The organism is Streptomyces sp. NPDC096339, from assembly GCF_044762985.1.
Lineage (GTDB): Bacteria > Actinomycetota > Actinomycetes > Streptomycetales > Streptomycetaceae > Streptomyces.
The window spans coordinates 292,399-310,454 of record NZ_JBIWFI010000002.1 but is presented as its reverse complement, the minus strand read 5'-3'; the positions used below and the strand labels follow the sequence as shown (position 1 = coordinate 310,454).

The following is an 18,056-nucleotide window of genomic DNA, read 5'->3' as shown; positions in this document are numbered from 1 at the left end:
GCCGGCGTTTGAGGCGCGGGGTCCGGGGCGGAGCCCCGGGGAACGGTGGAAGGGCGGGTAGGGGACTGCTCCGCGCAGCGGCACCCCGGGGCGGCCCGCACGCGAGGGGCCGTCGGGGCCGGGCGCGCGCCGGGGCACCTCCTCGGGCGTCGAACCTGCAGGGGCAGCGGACATGTACGGCGTGGTTGCGTTCGACGCCCTGCGGGGGCGCCCCACCGCACACCCGACCCCGCCGGCGCGGGAGTGCGGGGCTGCGGGGACACCCGGAAGAGCACCCGCGTTCGATGCCCTGCGTGGCACGCGGCGCACCCGACCCCGACGGCGCGGCTGCCGGGCCCCCGTGCGGGAGGGTCCGGCCGCCGCACCCGTACCGCGTACGAGTGACTGCCGAGCGGCGCAGCCTAGAAGGCGGCCTCGTCCAGGTCCATCAGCGTGTTGTCGACGGCCTCGGCCAGCGCGCGCTGGACGGAGACGCCGGGCAGGACCTGCGACGCGAAGAACTTCGCGGCGGCGATCTTTCCGGTGTAGAACGGCGCGTCCTTGGCGGAGGCCGTCGGCAGCTTCTCGGCGGCCACGGCCGCGCCCTTGAGCAGCAGGTATCCGACGACCACGTCACCCGAGGCCATCAGCAGGCGGGTGGTGTTCTGGCCGACCTTGTAGATGTTCTTGACGTCCTCGCCGGTGGCGGTGAGGTCGACGATCATCTGGCCGACGATGGCCTCCAGGTCCACGGCGGCCTTGGCGAGCGCGTCGCGCGCCGGGGCGAGCTCCTCGCCGCCGACGGCCTCGGCCAGGAACTTCTTGATCGTCTCGGAGAGGACGTTCAGGGAGGCGCCCTGGTCGCGGACGATCTTGCGGAAGAAGAAGTCCTGGCCCTGGATCGCGGTGGTGCCCTCGTAGAGGGTGTCGATCTTGGCGTCGCGGATGTACTGCTCGATCGGGTACTCCTGCAGGTAGCCGGAGCCACCGAAGGTCTGCAGGGACTGGGCGAGCTGCTCGTAGGACTTCTCCGAGCCGTAGCCCTTCACGATCGGCAGGAGCAGGTCGTTGAGGCCGACCAGCGCGGTGGTGTCCTCGCCCGCGGCCTGCTTGATCTGGATGTCGTCCTGGACGGAGGCGGTGTACAGGACGAGGGCGCGCATGCCCTCCGCGTACGCCTTCTGCGTCATGAGCGAGCGGCGCACGTCGGGGTGGTGCGTGATGGTGACCTTGGGGGCCGTCTTGTCCATGAAGTTGGCCAGGTCCGGACCCTGCACGCGCTCCTTGGCGTACTCCAGGGCGTTCAGGTAGCCCGTCGAGAGCGTCGCGATGGCCTTCGTGCCGACCATCATGCGGGCGAACTCGATGATCATGAACATCTGGCGGATGCCGTCGTGCTTGTCGCCGATCAGCCAGCCCTTGGCGGGGTGCTTGTCGCCGAAGGTCATCTCGCACGTGTTGGAGGCCTTGAGGCCCATCTTGTGCTCGACGTTCGTCGCGTAGACGCCGTTGCGCTCGCCCAGCTCGCCGGTCTCCCAGTCGAAGTGGAACTTCGGGACGAGGAAGAGAGACAGGCCCTTGGTGCCCGGGCCGTGGCCCTCGGGGCGCGCGAGGACGTAGTGGAGGATGTTCTCCTCCATGTCGTGCTCACCGGACGTGATGAAGCGCTTCACGCCCTCGATGTGCCAGGAGCCGTCCTCCTGCTGCACGGCCTTGGTGCGGCCGGCGCCGACGTCCGAACCGGCGTCCGGCTCGGTGAGGACCATCGTGGAGCCCCAGCGCTTCTCGACCGCAATCTGCGCGATCTTCTTCTGCGCCTCGTTGCCCTCCTCGTGCAGCACGCCGGCGAAGGCCGGGCCGGAGGAGTACATCCAGATGGCCGGGTTCGAGCCGAGGAGGAGCTCCGCGTAGGCCCAGACGAGGGAGCGCGGGGAGACGGTGCCGCCGATCTCCTCCGGGATGCCCATGCGCCAGTACTCGGAGTCCATGAAGGCCTTGTAGCTCTTCTTGAAGGAGGCCGGGACCGGCGCCGTGTTCGTCTCCGGGTCGAAGACGGGCGGGTTGCGGTCGGCGTCCGCGAAGGACTCGGCGAGCTCGTTCTCGGCGAGGCGGGCTATCTCGGACAGGACGTCCTTGGCGGTCTCGGAGTCCATCTCCTCGAACGGACCGGTGCCGTACAGCTTGTCGCGGCCGAGCACCTCGAAGAGGTTGAACTCGATGTCGCGGAGATTCGACTTGTAGTGCCCCATGGCGACGGCTCCGTTAAGGCTCGGGGAGACAGGTTCCTCGTACATACCAATCGGTAACGTCATGATGCTACCCGTCGGTAATAAGGCGCAACCCTTACCGGCGGGACTGTGACGACGCTCTCGGCAACTCGCACCACACCGTTTTCCCCCGGGGGCCTTGAGCGACGCCCCAGCGCAGGGCCAGCGCCGCCACGAGGGCCAGCCCCCGCCCCGTTTCGTCCCTGTCTCCCGCCTGCCGTGGCACGGGCTGCGCGTGCGCGTCGGGGTCGGTGAGCTCGACCCGCGTACGGGTTGCCCTTCCGCTCCCGCTGCCGGTGCCTGTGACGCGCAGGGTGACCGGCGTCCCCTCGCCGAGGTGGGTGATCACGTTGCCGAGCAGCTCGCTGACGCACAGCTCCGCGTCGGGGGAGTCGGCGGCGCCGAGGTGCTCGCGCACGGCGTGCCGGGCCAGGGGTACGGCCCCTGGGGTGGCGAGCAGCCGGATCGTGAGCGCGTTCACGGCTTGGCCAGGGCGTCGGCCAGTCGCTGCGCGGTGGCGGCGTTGCAGTTGCCGAGGGTGATGAGGGGTGGGGTGGCGTAGCGGCCGGCGTAGGAGAGGAGGTGGAGGTCGAGGGACGGGAGTGTGATCCCGTGCGTGTGCAGTGCGGTGCGGAGTGCTTCCAGGGCCTCTTGGGCCTCGCGGTCGCGGTCGTGCTCGCTCATGGCTGGGCCTGCCGTTCCTGTGGGTGCGGAGTGTGACGAACTGCTCACAGGCTGGCGTGAGGCTGCGTACCGTGGGAAGGGTTTCGAGTCCACAGTGCGAGGTGTGGAAAGCGGACGATTGTGGCTGCGCGTAAGGACATTGACGGTTCGGCGAGCGTGCCGGCCTTTTACGGCAAGGAGTTGCGCTGGAAGCGGGAGGCGGCGGGGCTCACGCTCCAGCAGGTGATTGAGGGGTCCTTCTACGGGGTCAGCTACCTGAGCGAGATCGAGCGGGGCCAGCGGCGCATGCCGGAGGAATTGGCTCGCCATGTGGACCTGGTCCTGAAGACGGATGGCTTCTTCTCTCGGAGTTGCGAGGACGTCCGCAAGGCCCGCCTGGGTGGCCATGCCGAGTACTTCGCGCCGGTCGCCGAGGCCGAGAAACGGGCTCGGTCCATCGAGGATTGGGCCAATGCGCTCATCCCCGGGTTGCTGCACACAGGGCCTTACACTCGCGCGATTACGAACGCCACGCACCCGCTGGACCTGCCGGAGGTGGTGGACACGAAGGTCCGGAACCGGCTGCGGCGGGGGCGGCTCTTCGAGGACCCTCAGCGACCGGAGTACTGGGTGATCCTGCACGAGTCGCTGCTGCGCAGTCCACTGCTTCCGCCCCAAGAGATGGCGGAACAGTTGGACCACGTGGCAGCACTTGCCCGGCGTCGCCGGGTCGTTCCACAGATCCTTCCGTGGAACGCGCCGGTGAGCCCGTTCATGGCGCATTCGATCAAGCTCATGGAGTTCGACGACGAGCCGCCGATCATGTACACCGAAGGCCCGTACTCCGGGCAAGTCATTGACGATCCGGCCATCGTGAGGCGATATCGGAAGGCATACGATCTGCTCAGGGCCGCCGCGCTCCCCGCTGAGGCGTCTCTCGACATGATCGAATCGACAGCCGAGGAACTCCGAAATGGCACGCAGCGGAACTGACTTGAGCAACGCCGCCTGGAGGACAAGCACCTATTCCAACGGCGACGAGGGTGACTGCGTAGAGGTCGCCGACGGGGTGGCCGGACTGGTCCCCGTGCGGGACTCCAAGGTCGAGGGCGGGCCCGTCCTCGTGGTCTCGGCGGCGGCCTGGGGCCCCTTCGTCGCCGCCCTCAAGGCAGGCTGACCCGAACCGCGCGCCCGGCCGGCCGAGGCCTCGGTAGGCTTCGGCCCATGTACGGCTACGACCAGAACCCGGGTGCCCAGCAGCAGTACGCCCAGCAGCCGCCGCCGCAGGGCTACGGGCAGCAGGCGCCGCTGTACCCCGAGCCCTCGCCGCCCTCCCTCGCGGACGCGGTGCGGGCGTTCACGACCGGGTCGCTGTCCGCCGAGGACTTCCAGCAGATCTTCGCCTCCTCGAAGGTCTACTGCCCGCGCGGCGACACCCCGGGATTCCTCGCGCTGCACAACACGCAGCAGCCGGTCATCCCGATGTTCTCCACGCTCAAGGAGCTGCGCCGGTACGCCGGCAAGGAGTCCAAGTACTTCGTGATCACGGGCGCCGAGGTGATCGACCTCCTGCCCACCGGCTACGGCTTCGTCCTCGACATGGAGGGCGACCACCGGATGGTCTTCGACGCGAAGGCGGTCGAGCAGATGGTCGACTTCGCGATGCGCCGCATGTACGGCTAGGCAACGGCAGGGTCAGTGCGTCGAGACCTGGAGACAGGCCACGTCGTACTGGGAGACCGAGTGGGGGTTGTTGTCGTTCTGGTCCTGCTCACCCGCGTAGCGGGTGCCGGCGACGCCGTCGGGGTTGAAGGCCGAGCCGGGGGCGCTCGCGGAGTGGCCGGGGCGGACGCTGGTGGCCGGGTCCTCGCAGGACGCGCCCGGCTGGCCCGCGAAGGCGGGGGCGACGAAGGCGCCCACGGTGAGAGCGGCGGAGGCCAAGAGGAGCGCGGCACGCTTCAGCTGGTTCATGATCGCTTCCCTTTCACGGAGTGCCTACCCAAGGAGTACGTACGATCTCCGGGCAGGGATTGCCTGACGCCTGGCGCCTGACGGGGGGCGGACGATGCTGCGGGTGCACTTCACGGCCGAGGACCTGTTCAACGTCACCTTCGCCAACGAGCCGCTGCCGCTCGTCGAGCTGGGGATGGCCCTCGTGGCCTCGCAGCGCGTGGACGAGCAGGCTGTCTTCGGCCGCTGGCGGGCCAAGGCCGCCCGGGAGTTACCGGGCCGCACGCGGCCGCTGCTCGACCTGCTGCGGCCGGACGGCGACAACCCGCAGTTCGTGGAGCCGTACTCGCCGACCCTGGAAGAGGGGCTGGCGGACGTACGCGACGCCGCCCCGCTGCTGACCGGGGAGGAACTGCACCGCACCGCCGCGCGCGCCCACGGCTCCACGACCTGGCTGCGCGCGCTGTGGCGGCAGGACCGCGAGGCCTGGGACCGGCTCGACGACGCGATCCGGTCCGCGTACGAGGTGCTCATCGCGCCGCACTGGCCGCGGATCCGGCAGTCCTTCCAGGCCGACGTGGCCTGGCGGACCCGGCTGCTGGCCGCCCACGGCATCAAGGCGGCACTGGCGAGCACGCACCCCGCGGCCCGCTGGAACGGCACGGTCTTCGAGGCCGGCGGACCCCCGGACTACGACGCCGAACTGGGCGGGCACGGGCTGATCCTGATGCCCTCGCCGTTCTGGACGGGCCGCCCGCTGCTCGCCGGCCACCCGTCGGGGGCGCACGTCCTGCTCTACCCCGCGCTGACCCCGCTCCCGCTGGTCGGGCCGGGCCCGGCGGAGGGGGCGCTGGACGCGCTGCTCGGCCGGACCAGGGCGGCCGTGCTCCAGTTGCTCGTCCAGCAACGCACGACGAGCGAGCTGGCCCGGGACCTCGACATCAGCCTCCCCTCGGTCTCGGAGCACACCCGCACGCTGCGCGCGGCCGGCCTGATCACCACCCGGCGGGACGGCAAGGCGGTGCTCCACTCGGCGACCGGCCTGGGCGTGGACCTGCTGCACAGCGGCGGCTGAACGTTTCGGCGACGACCGAAAGCATCGCGGCCCCGACCGGGTGCGGCGGAACATCGGTGGCGCGGGGGAAGCCCGCTCCTACCGATCAGGGGAGAGCGCGATGTCACGTACGTCGTTACGCACGAAGCTCGCGGCGCTGGCGGCCACGGGGGTGATGGCGCTGGGTACGGGGGTCCTGGCGGCGTCGCCGGCCGAGGCGGCGGCAACGGCGACCGACTGCCAGTCCGGGCACGCCTGCATCTACTGGGGGACGACCTTCGGGAGCGGGATCAGGAACGACTACTGGGCCCGCGGAACGTACAAGCTCTACGACCTGTACGGCCGCCACCTGGTCGTCAACCACCAGACGGCCGGCTGGAAGCTCTGGCTCTGCCGGAACAGCGACGGCACCAACTGTGACTACGCCCTGTGGCCGGGCAATGAGCTGGTCATCGACATGACGCCCTTCAACTCGGTGGTCGTCACGCCGTAGCGGCCGCAGTGCACCGCGGAGCGGGGCCGGGGAATCCTCCCCGGCCCCGCTCCGTCGCGTTCAGGCGGCCCGACGCCCCCGCAGCCGCCCCAGGGCCGTGGCCGACGCGGCGAGCGCCAGCGCGGAGCCCCCGTACAGCCACAGCAGCGCGGTGTCGGGGCGGTGGGCCAGGGAGAGGCGGATGCCCGCGACGGTGACGGCGAGGAGGGCGTAGCCGTTGCCCTCCATGGCGCGGAGCCGGGTCGCCCAGCGCAGCAGCAGACAGCCGGCGAGGCAGAGGGTGCCCCAGACCGCGAGGTAGGGCCACGGCGAGCCGGGCAGCGGTTCGAGGGGGTAGCCGGTGGAGGCCCAGCGGGAGGCCGCGTACCCGGCGGCCAGGGCCGCGGCCGTGACGGCGGCGGCCCAGCCCAGCGCCGCGAGCACGGTCCCCGGCTCCGGGTCCGGGTCAGGCTTCGGAACCGGCTCCGTTGCGGCGTCGTCGGTGGTCGGGGTGGTCACTGGCCGGGCTCCTGCCGTGTGCGTGGATCCGTACGAATCGATCGGGAAGACGCCCGCCCCGGGGGTTCGGGTTGCCCCGGGAATGGACGCGCGGTGTCCTCTGTTCCGAGGGGGTGTGGCAGAAAGTTCGAGTTTCAACTAAACTCGACGCAGAAGGAGGTCCTGACCATGCCCGCAGTGACTGTTGAGAACCCGTTGACCCTTCCGCGAGTGGCCGAGCCGCAGGCCGCCGTCGCGCGCAAGGTGCTGGCCGTCGTCGATGCCCCCAGTGGGTTCGAGGGCGAGGGATTCCCGGTGCGCCGCGCGTTCGCGGGGATCAACTACCGGTACCTCGACCCGTTCATCATGATGGACCAGATGGGCGAGGTGGAGTACGCGCCGGGTGAGCCCAAGGGCACCCCGTGGCACCCGCACCGCGGCTTCGAGACCGTCACGTACCTGATCGACGGGACCTTCGTCCACCAGGACAGCAACGGCGGCGGTGGAGTCATCAACGGCGGTGACACCCAGTGGATGACCGCCGGTTCGGGCCTGCTGCACATCGAGGCCCCGCCGGAGGCCCTCGTCGTGTCCGGCGGGCTGTTCCACGGCCTCCAGCTGTGGGTCAACCTCCCGGCCTCCGACAAGATGATGCCCCCGCGCTACCAGGACATCGGCGGCGGCCAGGTCCAGCTGCTGACGACCCCCGACGGCGGTTCCCTGCTCCGGGTGATCGCCGGCGAGCTCGACGGCCACCAGGGCCCGGGCATCACGCACACCCCGATCACGATGATCCACGCGACCGTCAGCCCGGGCGCGCAGATCACCCTCCCCTGGCGCGAGGACTTCAACGGCCTCGCGTACGTCCTGGCCGGGCGGGGCTCGGTCGGCGAGGACCGGCGGCCGATCCACACCGGGCAGACGGCGGTCTTCGGCGAGGGCGGCTCGATCACGGTGCGGGCGGACGAGTCGCAGGACTCCAACGCGCCGGCCCTGGAGGTCGTCCTCCTCGGCGGGCGTCCGATCCGCGAGCCGATGGCGCACTACGGGCCGTTCGTGATGAACAGCAAGCACGAGCTCCAGCAGGCCTTCGACGACTTCCAGGCCGGCCGCCTCGGCCGCATCCCCACCACCGCGCGCACGGGCCTCGGCCACCGCGGCACGGGCGAGGCCGAGGAGGACTGAGGCCGCACCCGGTCTGAGTACCCGCGCGCCCGGGGGTGAGTACCCGGGCGCCTGTGCCGGGCCGGGGGACCGCGTTGGATCGGGGCATGGACAACGCCCCCTCCCCCTCCGCGATCCCCGCGAGCCCGGCTTCCGCGGGAGCCAAGGACCGGACCCGCCTCTGGGCCGGTCTGTTCGCGGCGCTCTTCCCCGCGGTCTTGGTGGTGACGGTCGTCCTGCTCCTGGCGTCCGCGCTGGGGTCGGGCTGCGTGACCTACGGAGTGGACTGCACCCGGGGGCTGCCCGGGTGGCTGTTCCTGTGGAGCGCCGCAGCCGCCGCGGTGGCCTTCCTCGTCGCACTGGCGGCGCCCCGCCCACGGGTCCGCCGGTGGGCGCTGGGCGCCCAGGTCATCGCGGAGTGCACGGCGGTCCTGGTGGTCCTCAGCTACTTCCCGGGCCTGGCCTAGACCGGGTCCAGCGGGCTGGGGGCCGCGTCCTCGCCGTACCGGGCCTTCAGCTCCGAGACCACCCCGAAGACGGCCGCCGTCAGCGGTACCGCCAGCAGCATGCCGAGGATCCCGGCGGCGCTCGCGCCGGCCGTGATGGCCAGCATGACCACCGCCGGATGCATCTGGACCGTACGGCTCTGCACCAGCGGCTGGAGGACGTACCCCTCGACCATCTGGACCAGGAGCACCAGGGCGAGCACCCACAGGCCGATGACCCAGCCCCGGTCGGCGAGGGCCACGAGGACCGCGACGGCGCCGGAGAGGAAGGCGCCGAGGTAGGGGATGTAGGCGGTCACGAAGACCAGCGCGGCCAGCCCCACCGCACCCGGCACGTCGAGCACGAGCAGACCGGCGCCGATCAGCACGCCGTCCACCAGGGCCACCAGGGTGGTCCCCCGCATGAAGCCCTCGACGGCCCCGAACGCGCGCCGGCCCATGGCCTCCATGAGGTCGCCCGAGCGGCGCGGGACGAGCGAGCGCAGGGTTCCCACGGCACGGTCGGAGTCGCGGAGGAAGAAGAAGATCAGTACGAGCGCCAGCAGGGCCGTCGCGACCATCGCGGCGACCACGCTGAGCCCGGCGACCACGCCGGAGGCAGCCGTGCCGCCGAACTTCGCCAGGAGGTCCTGCGAGTTCTTCGCGACGTCCTCCAGGGAGGTGCCCAGCGCCCCGAAGTGCTCGGCGAGGCTCTCGCCGGCCCGCCGCAGCGCGTCGACGATCTGGTCGCCGGTCCCGACGATCGCGAGGACGACGACGTACGCGGCCCCGCCGACGACCGCGACCACGGCGAGGCAGGTGAGGGCCGCGGCGAGGGAGCGGTTCACCCCCGTGCGGACCAGCCGCCGGTGCATCGGCCCGAGCAGGGCCGTGCCGAGCACGGCGAGCAGCACGGGCGTCACGACCGTCCGGAAGACGGTGCACAGCCATACGACGAGGGCCAGTACGGCCGCGACGAGCAGGACGACGGCGCACCAGGCGGCGAGGCGCCGCACGGGCTCGGGGAGCAGGGAGTTCGGCACCTCGTCATCCAAGCACTTCGGATGATCATTTCGGGTGAACGGCTCAGTGGCCGCCCGGAGCCGTGAGCCCGGAGCCGTGAGCCCGGAGCCGTGACAGCCCGGAGCCGGAGCCCGTGATCAGTCGGGGTCGGGGTGCTTCGACTGTTCGTACAGCTCGAACCAGATCGTCTTGCCCTCGCCCCGCGGGTCCACGCCCCAGTTGTCGGCGAGCATCTCCATCAGCAGCACCCCGCGTCCGCTGGAGGCCATCTCGCCCGGGTGGCGCTTGTGGGGGAGTTCGTCGCTGCCGTCCGCGACCTCCACGCGCAACCGGCGCTCGCCCAGCTCGCCGACCGCTTCCGCGACCAGCAGCGCGTCGCCGTCGGTGTGCATGAGTACGTTCGTCACCATCTCGGAGACCATCAGCACCGCCGAGTCCAGCTGCTCCTCGTCGGCCCAGTCGTGCAGCAGTTCCCGGATCTGCTGCCGGGCGCCCGCGATCCGCTCCGGCTCGGCCTGGGCCACGGTCAGCATGGTGCGGCGGGCCGGGCGGGACGGGTGCAGCAGCGGGGTCCCGCCGCCGCGGCTCTCGCCCTCGCGGCACAGCAGCACCACGGCTATGTCGTCCTCGCGGCGGTCGGCCAGCGGGCCCGTGGTGTGGTGCGAGGAGGGCCCGTGCACCGCCTGGACCAGCAGGTCGGCGAGCCTTTCCAGGTGGCCGCCGTCCGGGTGCGCGGCCTCCGGGTCCCCGGGGAGCGGGGTCTCGGACTCCAGGATCGCGCGCAGCCGGGCCCAGCCGGTGTCGAGGTCGTGCCCGCCGGTCTCGATGAGCCCGTCGGTGCAGAGCATCAGCGTCTCGCCGGGCTCCAGGGTGAAGCGGGTCGTGGGGTAGTCCGTGTCGGGGACGATCCCGAGGGGGAGTCCGCCCGCGGTGGGCCGCATCAGGACGGTGCCGTCCGTCATCAGGATCGCCGGGTCGGGATGGCCGGCGCGGGCCACCTCCAGGATCCCGGTCCGGGGGTCGCACTCCGCGTACAGGCAGGTCGCGAAGCGCGGGCTCAGCAGGTCGGAGTCCAGGTCGGAGAGCTCGTCCGCATCGGCGTCGGCCTCCTGCGAGGAGCACAGCCCGGCGAGGAAGCGGGAGGCGCGCGAGAGCACCGCGTCGGGGCGGTGGCCCTCCGAGGCGTACGCGCGCACCGCGATCCGCAGCTGGCCCATCAGCCCGGCCGCCCGTACGTCGTGGCCCTGGACGTCGCCGATGACCAGGGCGAACCGTCCCGACGGCAGCGGGATCATGTCGTACCAGTCGCCGCCGACCTGGAGCCCGCCGCCCGTCGGGACGTAGCGTGCGGCGATCCGCATCCCGGGGATCTCCGGGCCGAGCTGGGGCATCATCGACCGCTGCAGGCCGGTGGTGAGCTCCCGCTCGGATTCGGCCACCCCGGCGCGTTGGAGGGCCTGGGCCAGCATCCGGGCCACGGTCGTCAGGACGGAGCGCTCGTCGGGGGAGAAGGACACCGGGTGCTTGAAGGCGGCCATCCAGGCGCCCATGGTGCGCCCGGCCACGATCAGCGGCAGGAAGGCCCAGGAGGTCCGGCCGAAGCGCTGGGCGAGCGGCCAGGTGGCCGGAAAGCGCCGCTTGTAGTCCTCGGGGGAGGGCAGGTAGATCGCCCGGCCGGTACGGACGACGTCCGCGGCGGGGTAGGCGGTGTCGAGCCGCATGTCCGAGAAGGGGCCCTCGTCGCCCGGGCCGTGCCCGTGGTGGCCGATGACCGACAGCCGGTCCCCGGCCACGCCGAAGACGGCCAGCCCGTCCGGGCTGAAGCCGGGCATGGACAGCGAGGCGGCGACCCGCAGCACCTCCGCCGTGGACCGGGCCTCGGCCAGCGCCCGTCCCGCGTCCAGCAGGAAGGCCTCGCGGGAGCGCCGCCAGTCGCCGGTGATCGGGGTGTGCGCGGCGGTGGTGCCGGGCTGCGGCTCGGCGATCTCCTGGATGGTGCCGATCAGCTCGTAGTCGACGCGGCCGTCGGCCGTCCGGTTCTCCAGGGGTTTCGAGCGGCTGCGCACGGTGCGCAGTACCCGGCCGTCCTCGTCCATGATCCGCAGCCGGGCCTCGGCGAGGGTGCCCTCGGCGACGGCCAGGTTCACGATGCCGTTGATCTCGTTCCAGTCCACCGGATGGAAGCGGGAGCGTACGGCGACCTCCGCGAGCTCCGTCGGCTCCGCGGGCAGACCGAGGAGCCGGGCGGCCTCGCTGTCCAGGGAGACCGTCCCGGAGGCGTTGTCCCATCGCCAGAGGCCCGTTGCGATGGCGGCCAGCACGTCCTCGGTGCGCACCCGGTCATCTTTACAGGTCATACACCTGACGTGCCTGTTCACCGGGTCCACCGGGCGTGCCCGACCCGGCCGCTTCCCGGACGGTAACCTTGGGACGGTTGAATCCACCCTGGTATCGCGAAGAACTGGATGACTGATGCATCGGTACAGGTCCCACACGTGCGGCGAGCTCCGAGCCTCTGACGTCGGCACCGACGTCCGGCTGAGCGGCTGGCTGCACAATCGTCGAGACCTGGGCGGCATCCTCTTCATCGATCTGCGCGACCACTACGGCATCACGCAGCTCGTCGCCCGTCCGGGTACCGCCGCCGCCGCGGTCCTGGACAAGCTCTCCAAGGAGACCGTGGTCCGGGTCGACGGCAAGGTCGTCTCGCGCGGCACCGAGAACATCAACCCCGACCTGCCGACCGGTGAGATCGAGATCGAGGCCGCCGAGGTCGAGGTGCTCGGCGCCGCCGCCCCGCTGCCCTTCACCATCAACACCGACGACGGTGTGAACGAGGAGCGGCGCCTGGAGTACCGCTTCCTCGACCTGCGCCGCGAGCGCATGCACCGCAACATCATGCTGCGCTCGGCGGTCATCGCCTCGATCCGCTCGAAGATGGTGGCGCTCGGCTTCAACGAGATGGCGACCCCGATCCTCACCGCGACCTCCCCCGAGGGCGCCCGTGACTTCGTCGTCCCGTCCCGCCTGAACCCGGGCAAGTTCTACGCCCTGCCGCAGGCCCCGCAGCAGTTCAAGCAGCTGCTGATGATCTCCGGCTTCGACCGGTACTTCCAGATCGCGCCCTGCTTCCGCGACGAGGACGCCCGCGCCGACCGCTCGCCGGGCGAGTTCTACCAGCTCGACGTCGAGATGTCCTTCGTCGAGCAGGAGGACGTCTTCCAGCCGATCGAGCGTCTGATGACCGAGCTCTTCACCGAGTTCGGCAACGGCCGCGAGGTCACCTCGCCGTTCCCGCGGATCCCGTTCCGCGAGTCGATGCTGAAGTACGGCAACGACAAGCCCGACCTGCGCGCCAAGCTGGAGCTCGTCGACATCACCGACGTCTTCGAGGGCTCGGAGTTCAAGGCGTTCGCCGGCAAGCACGTGCGCGCCCTGCCCGTCCCGGACACCGCCGCGCAGCCGCGCAAGTTCTTCGACGGCCTCGGCGACTACGCGGTCTCGCTCGGCGCGAAGGGCCTGGCCTGGGTCCGCGTCGGCGAGGACGGCGCCCTCACCGGCCCGATCGCGAAGTTCCTCACCGAGGAGAACGTCAAGGTCCTCACCGAGCGCCTGGGCCTGGCCGCCGGCCACGCCGTGTTCTTCGGCGCGGGCGAGTTCGACGAGGTCTCCAAGATCATGTCCGGCGTCCGCGTCGAGGCGGCCAAGCGTGCGGGCCAGTTCGAGGAGAACGTCTTCCGCTTCTGCTGGATCGTCGACTTCCCGATGTACGAGAAGGACGAGGAGACCGGCAAGATCGACTTCTCCCACAACCCCTTCTCCATGCCGCAGGGCGGCATGAAGGACCTGGAGGAGAAGGACCCGCTCGACATCCTGGCGTGGCAGTACGACATCGTCTGCAACGGCATCGAGCTGTCGTCCGGCGCCATCCGCAACCACGAGCCCGAGGTCATGCTGAAGGCCTTCGAGATCGCCGGTTACGAGGCCGAGACCGTCGAGCGCGAGTTCGCGGGCATGCTGCGCGCGTTCCGCCTGGGCGCCCCGCCGCACGGTGGCATCGCCCCGGGCGTGGACCGCATCGTGATGCTGCTGGCCGACGAGCCGAACATCCGCGAGACGATCGCCTTCCCGCTCAACGGCAACGCGCAGGACCTGATGATGGGCGCGCCGACGGTGCTGGAGGAGGCCCGTCTGCGTGAGCTGAACATCGCGCTCCGCAAGCCGGTCGAGACGAAGGCGGCCGACGCCAAGCCGATCGCCGAGGCCGTGCACCCGGACGCCGCGCGGTAGTTCCGACACGACATGAGGAAGGGGCCCGGGATGTGATCCCGGGCCCCTTCCGTTTGCTCGTCGCCCGTCGCTCGTCGCTCAGAAGCGGTCGAGCACGCCCTTGACCAGGGCGGCGGAGGTCAGCTCCGCGGGGGCCGGGCCGGCGTGGAAGAAGCCGGCGTTCTCGGCGTCCAGCTTGCGCAGGAAGTCGAAGGCCTTGGAGTCGTGCTCGCCGAAGGCGACGAACTGCCAGTGGATGCCGGGGGCGGTGGTGGCCGCGTCCGTGATCGCCTGGCGGGCGGGGCGGACGTTGTCGGGCGCGCCGTCCGTCTGGAACACGACCAGGGCCGGGCCCTCGCCGCCGTCCTTCTGGTACCGCTCGATGACGGCCTCCACGGCCACGTGGTAGCTGGTGCGGCCCATCCGGCCGAGCTCGGCGTGGCGGGCCTCGACCCAGGACGCGTCGTGGGCGTCGAGGGCGAGGTCGGCGGTGCCGTCCACCTCCGTGGAGAAGAAGACCGTGTGCACGGTCGCCGCCTCGTCGAGGTGCGCGGCGAGTGCGAGGGCGTGGTCGGCGAGGTGCTGCGCACTGCCGTCCTTGTAGAACCCGCGCATCGACCCGGAGCGGTCCAGCACGAGGTACACCTTGGCCCGCGCCCCGGCCTTGCCCTTGCCGCGGAGCACCTGCCCGACGGTCTTGTACGCCGCCACGACCCCGGGCGCGACGCGCTTGACGTCGGCCAGCGCGCGCGCCGCTGCCGCTGCCTCCGGCTCGGTGTCCTGGTCCTGCCGTTCCGCCTGCGGCGCGTCGGCCTGCTCGTCGGCGGCGGCCACGGGCTCGACCTCCGGTGCCTCGGCCGCAGTCTCGTCCTGCGCCTCCGGCGCGGCCGGCTCGGCAGCGGCGGCGACGGGCTCCGCAGGGACCTCGGCCGGGTCGCCGGCCTCCGGCGCGTCGGTGTCGGCCTGTTCGGCGGCGGCGGCCACGGGCTCGGCCTCCGGTGCCTCGGCGGCGACCGGCTCCGCCGGGGTGTCGTCCTGGGCCTCGGTCCCGGTCTCGTCCTGCGCCTCCGGCGCGGCCGGCTCGGCAGCGGCGGCGACGGGCTCCGCCACGACCTCGGCCGGGTCGGCCGCCTCCGGCGCGGTGGCCTCGGCCTGCGGGGCGTCGGTGTCGGCCTGTTCGGCGGCGGCGGCAACCGGCTCGGCCTCCGGTGCCTCGGCGGCTACCGGCTCCGCCGGGGCGTCGGCTTCGGCGGCCACGGGCTCGGCTTCGGCCAGGTCCTGCGCCTCCGGCGTGGTGGCTTCGGCGGTGGCCGGTTCGGCCTCGGCCGTGACCGGCTCTGCCTCCGGCGCCTCGGCGACTGCCACCGGCTCCGCCGCAACCTCGGCCTCGGCCTGCGCCTCCGGCGCGGGGGCCGGCTCTGCCGCAACCTCGGCCTGGTCCTCCGCCTGCGGGGCGTCGGTCTCGTCCTGCTCCGCAGCAGGGGCAACCGGCTCTACCGCAACCTCCGCCTCGGCGGGAGCCGGCTCGGCGGGAGCCAGCTCGGCGGGGGTGTCCTTGCGGGGCTTCGCCGCAGGCGACCGGCGGGCCTCCGGGACCGTCGGGTCCGTCGTCGGGGCGGGGGCCGTGAGGAGGGCACCCGCTTCGCGGTCCCGCGGACTCGACTGCGGCGGGACGGACGGGTTGTCGAAGGACGCCGCGACCAGTTCGGCGGCCGCGTCGAGCGGGTTACGTTCCGCCTGGTTCGGGACAGCCGCCGAAGGGGCGTCCGAAGTCTCCGGAACCGGTTCCGCAGACCGTCCGAACACCTTGCGCAACAAGCTCCGAATACCCATGGGCCAGGCCTTTCGCGGGAGTGCGTGCGTCATTTGTCCGTGCTGCGCGGATGATCCCTGCCCAGAGTGGACACGTAAGGTTATCGGCCGCCAAGCTCGATCTTCGGGAGGGGCACCTTTCGTGGCGTGCGCCCTTACCACCCCACCCGGGCCTCCGCCGAACTGCCGCTCCGACGTGCCGGGTTCACCAATCGTTCATCCCTCCGCCGCCGCTTCGGCGCAACCCGCGCCTAGCGTCGCCGCTGGATCGTCCCGACACGTTGTCGGCGCCCACGCAGCTACTCGGAGGACACTCGTGCGCAAGCTTCTGCCGCTCATCGGCACCCCGCATGGGGGCGGCCGTTCCGCCCTCACCTGTCGCTACCGCTGCGGCGACGCATGCTTCCACGAGGTGCCCAACACCAGCGACAACGAGTACGTCGGCGACGTCATAGCCAAGGCCTACTCCCGTCGCTCGATGCTGCGCACGGCCGCCGTCGTCACCGTCGCCACCGCCGGCGGCACGGCCATCGCCCTCACCGGCCCCGGCCAGAGCGCCAACGCCACCCCGGCCGGTGAGGCTGCCGCCGCCGGCACCGGTGCCGGCGAGGCCGCCCGAGGCCTGCGCTTCAAGCCCGTCGCGCCGAACACCGCCGACCAGGTCACCATCCCCGAGGGCCACGACCAGAACGTGGTCATCCGCTGGGGCGACCCGATCGTCAAGGGTGCCCCGGGCTTCAACGCCGACAAGCAGACCGCCGCCGCCCAGGCCGGTCAGTTCGGCTACAACAACGACTTCCTGAGCCTTCTCCCGCTCGGCGACAAGTACGCCCGCCAGCAGCTGCTCGTGGCCAACCACGAGTACACCGACGAGAACCTCATGTTCAAGGGCTACGACCCGGCCAACCCGACCCGCGAGCAGGTCGAGATCGCCTGGGCCGCCCACGGCCTCGGTGTCGTCGTGGTCCAGGAGGACCACCGCAGCGGCAAGCTGACCTCCGTCAGCCGCCACGAGCTCAACCGCCGCCTCACCGCGACCAGCGAGTTCAAGCTGACCGGTCCGGCCGCGGGCAGCGCCCTGCTCAAGACCTCCGTCGACCCGACCGGCACCAAGGTCCTCGGCACGCTGAACAACTGCTCCGGTGGCACCACCCCGTGGGGCACCACGCTCCACGGCGAGGAGAACATCAACCAGTACTTCGCCAACGCCGGCAAGGTCACCGAGCCCGTCCAGGCCGCCCGCCTGAAGCGCTACGGCGTGACGACCGGCGAGACCGAGCGCAAGTGGGAGCGGTTCGACAAGCGCTTCGACGTCGCCCAGGAGCCCAACGAGGTCAACCGCTTCGGCTGGGTCGTCGAGCTCGACCCGTACGACCCGCACTCGGTGCCGCGCAAGCGCACCGCGCTGGGCCGCTTCAAGCACGAGGGCGCGCAGCCCCGCCTGACCGAGGACGGCCGCCCGGTCGTCTACATGGGCGACGACGAGCGCTTCGACTACTTCTACAAGTTCGTGTCGAGCAAGCAGATGAAGAAGGGGAACAGCCGCGCGGCGAAGGAGCACAACCTGACGCTCCTCGACGAGGGCACCCTCTACGTCGCCAAGCTCACCGGCGACTCCCCGGCCGAGCAGATCGACGGCTCCGGCAAGCTCCCGAACGACGGCGAGTTCGACGGCACGGGCGTCTGGATCAAGCTCGCCACCGCGACCGCGACCGGCGCCGTCTCGCACGTCGAGGGCATGACCGCCGAGGAGGTGTACACCTTCACTCGCCAGGCCGGCGACAAGGTGGGCGCCACCAAGATGGACCGTCCCGAGGACATCGAGCCGTCCCCGCGCACCGGCCGCGTCTACGTCGTGCTGACGAACAACACCAACCGCGGCAAGGCCGGTCAGCCCGGTGCGGACGAGGCCAACCCGCGCAACCTGAACAAGCACGGCCAGATCCTGGAGCTCGCCGAGTTCTTCGACGACCCGGCCGGCGAGGGCTTCGCCTGGCGCCTCTTCCTGGTCGCCGGTGACCCGAACGACCCGGCCACCTACTTCGCGGGCTTCCCGAAGGACAAGGTCAGCCCGATCTCCTGCCCGGACAACGTGACCTTCGACCCGCACGGCAACCTGTGGATCTCCACGGACGGCAACCAGCTCGGCTCGCACGACGGCCTGTTCGGCGTCGCCACCGCCGGTGAGCGCCGTGGTGAGCTGAAGCAGTTCCTGACCGTTCCGCGCGGCGCCGAGACCTGCGGTCCGCTCGTCCAGGACAAGCGCGTCCTGGTCGCCGTCCAGCACCCGGGCGAGATCGACGGCGCGTCCGTCGAGAAGCCGCAGTCGGTGTGGCCCGACGGTCCGGGCAAGATCGTCCGCCCGGCGGTCGTGTCGGTCTGGCGCAAGGACGGCAAGAACATCGGTCTCTGACCGGTGC

Annotated in this window: 17 protein-coding genes; 9 read left to right on the top strand and 8 right to left on the bottom strand. The window is 71.5% G+C overall.

The genetic code is table 11. From position 1 onward, the window contains the following. Window positions 1-401: 401 nt before the first annotated feature. The 3 genes from ACIQ5Y_RS04765 to ACIQ5Y_RS04755 all read right to left on the bottom strand — a co-directional run bounded on the left by ACIQ5Y_RS04765 (window position 402) and on the right by ACIQ5Y_RS04755 (window position 2,930). Window positions 402-2,228 (bottom strand): acyl-CoA dehydrogenase, encoded by a 1,827-nt coding sequence (locus ACIQ5Y_RS04765; RefSeq protein ID WP_384755745.1) that lies wholly within the window; start codon window positions 2,226-2,228, stop codon window positions 402-404. A 94-nt stretch (window positions 2,229-2,322) separates the two neighbouring features. Next, the gene (locus ACIQ5Y_RS04760; RefSeq protein ID WP_403874969.1) at window positions 2,323-2,727 is read right to left on the bottom strand and encodes an ATP-binding protein; all 405 of its coding nucleotides are present in this window, start codon (window positions 2,725-2,727) and stop codon (window positions 2,323-2,325) included. Beyond that, window positions 2,724-2,930, bottom strand: coding sequence for a hypothetical protein (locus ACIQ5Y_RS04755; protein WP_403874968.1), 207 nt, complete (start codon window positions 2,928-2,930; stop codon window positions 2,724-2,726). The genes ACIQ5Y_RS04760 and ACIQ5Y_RS04755 overlap by 4 nt, the downstream gene beginning before the upstream one ends. Before the next feature lie 120 nt (window positions 2,931-3,050). On the opposite strand from ACIQ5Y_RS04755, the gene ACIQ5Y_RS04750 reads away from it, so the two are divergent. From ACIQ5Y_RS04750 to ACIQ5Y_RS04740, 3 genes are read left to right on the top strand one after another with little or no spacing between them, the layout of a single operon-like run. Further along, window positions 3,051-3,902, top strand: coding sequence for a Scr1 family TA system antitoxin-like transcriptional regulator (locus tag ACIQ5Y_RS04750; protein WP_403874966.1), 852 nt, complete (start codon window positions 3,051-3,053; stop codon window positions 3,900-3,902). A gap of 1 nt (window position 3,903) precedes the next feature. Beyond that, the gene (locus ACIQ5Y_RS04745; RefSeq protein ID WP_403874964.1) at window positions 3,904-4,086 is read left to right on the top strand and encodes a DUF397 domain-containing protein; all 183 of its coding nucleotides are present in this window, start codon (window positions 3,904-3,906) and stop codon (window positions 4,084-4,086) included. Between the two features lie 47 nt (window positions 4,087-4,133). Next, on the top strand, window positions 4,134-4,592 hold the full coding sequence (locus ACIQ5Y_RS04740) for an SseB family protein (RefSeq protein WP_403874962.1): 459 nt from the start codon (window positions 4,134-4,136) through the stop codon (window positions 4,590-4,592). 12 nt (window positions 4,593-4,604) lie between these two features. Here ACIQ5Y_RS04740 and ACIQ5Y_RS04735 read toward each other — a convergent pair whose 3' ends face one another. Continuing rightward, window positions 4,605-4,880 carry a hypothetical protein gene (locus ACIQ5Y_RS04735; RefSeq protein WP_403874960.1) on the bottom strand — a complete coding sequence of 92 codons (276 nt, stop codon included), beginning with the start codon at window positions 4,878-4,880 and terminating at the stop codon, window positions 4,605-4,607. A 94-nt stretch (window positions 4,881-4,974) separates the two neighbouring features. Between ACIQ5Y_RS04735 and ACIQ5Y_RS04730 the strand changes: the two genes are divergently transcribed. Together ACIQ5Y_RS04730 and ACIQ5Y_RS04725 are read left to right on the top strand one after the other, a co-directional pair. Further along, a complete protein-coding gene (locus ACIQ5Y_RS04730; protein ID WP_403874958.1) occupies window positions 4,975-5,934 on the top strand; it encodes a helix-turn-helix domain-containing protein in 960 nt (319 codons plus the stop codon). 100 nt (window positions 5,935-6,034) lie between these two features. Beyond that, window positions 6,035-6,406, top strand: a complete 372-nt coding sequence (locus tag ACIQ5Y_RS04725) for a hypothetical protein (RefSeq protein ID WP_403874956.1) — start codon at window positions 6,035-6,037, stop codon at window positions 6,404-6,406. A gap of 60 nt (window positions 6,407-6,466) precedes the next feature. Here ACIQ5Y_RS04725 and ACIQ5Y_RS04720 read toward each other — a convergent pair whose 3' ends face one another. Then, window positions 6,467-6,904: a hypothetical protein gene (locus tag ACIQ5Y_RS04720; protein WP_403874954.1), complete on the bottom strand. Its 438-nt coding sequence runs from the start codon at window positions 6,902-6,904 to the stop codon at window positions 6,467-6,469. Between the two features lie 168 nt (window positions 6,905-7,072). On the opposite strand from ACIQ5Y_RS04720, the gene ACIQ5Y_RS04715 reads away from it, so the two are divergent. Together ACIQ5Y_RS04715 and ACIQ5Y_RS04710 are read left to right on the top strand one after the other, a co-directional pair. Next, window positions 7,073-8,068 carry a pirin family protein gene (locus ACIQ5Y_RS04715; protein ID WP_403874953.1) on the top strand — a complete coding sequence of 332 codons (996 nt, stop codon included), beginning with the start codon at window positions 7,073-7,075 and terminating at the stop codon, window positions 8,066-8,068. 86 nt (window positions 8,069-8,154) lie between these two features. Next, complete coding sequence (locus ACIQ5Y_RS04710; RefSeq protein WP_403874951.1) at window positions 8,155-8,514, top strand: hypothetical protein; 360 nt, start codon at window positions 8,155-8,157, stop codon at window positions 8,512-8,514. Here the strand turns inward: ACIQ5Y_RS04710 and ACIQ5Y_RS04705 are convergent. Together ACIQ5Y_RS04705 and ACIQ5Y_RS04700 are read right to left on the bottom strand one after the other, a co-directional pair. Continuing rightward, on the bottom strand, window positions 8,511-9,587 hold the full coding sequence (locus ACIQ5Y_RS04705) for an AI-2E family transporter (RefSeq protein WP_403874949.1): 1,077 nt from the start codon (window positions 9,585-9,587) through the stop codon (window positions 8,511-8,513). The genes ACIQ5Y_RS04710 and ACIQ5Y_RS04705 overlap by 4 nt on opposite strands. Before the next feature lie 105 nt (window positions 9,588-9,692). Then, the gene (locus ACIQ5Y_RS04700) at window positions 9,693-11,891 is read right to left on the bottom strand and encodes a SpoIIE family protein phosphatase (RefSeq protein WP_403875679.1); all 2,199 of its coding nucleotides are present in this window, start codon (window positions 11,889-11,891) and stop codon (window positions 9,693-9,695) included. 136 nt (window positions 11,892-12,027) lie between these two features. Between ACIQ5Y_RS04700 and aspS the strand changes: the two genes are divergently transcribed. After that, complete coding sequence (gene aspS / locus ACIQ5Y_RS04695; protein ID WP_403874947.1) at window positions 12,028-13,845, top strand: aspartate--tRNA ligase; 1,818 nt, start codon at window positions 12,028-12,030, stop codon at window positions 13,843-13,845. Between the two features lie 78 nt (window positions 13,846-13,923). Here aspS and ACIQ5Y_RS04690 read toward each other — a convergent pair whose 3' ends face one another. After that, entirely contained in the window at window positions 13,924-15,657 is a 1,734-nt protein-coding gene (locus tag ACIQ5Y_RS04690) for a VWA domain-containing protein (protein ID WP_403874945.1), read from the bottom strand. Window positions 15,658-15,952: 295 nt separating this feature from the next. On the opposite strand from ACIQ5Y_RS04690, the gene ACIQ5Y_RS04685 reads away from it, so the two are divergent. Continuing rightward, window positions 15,953-18,049: a PhoX family protein gene (locus tag ACIQ5Y_RS04685; RefSeq protein ID WP_403874944.1), complete on the top strand. Its 2,097-nt coding sequence runs from the start codon at window positions 15,953-15,955 to the stop codon at window positions 18,047-18,049. Window positions 18,050-18,056: the final 7 nt, after the last annotated feature.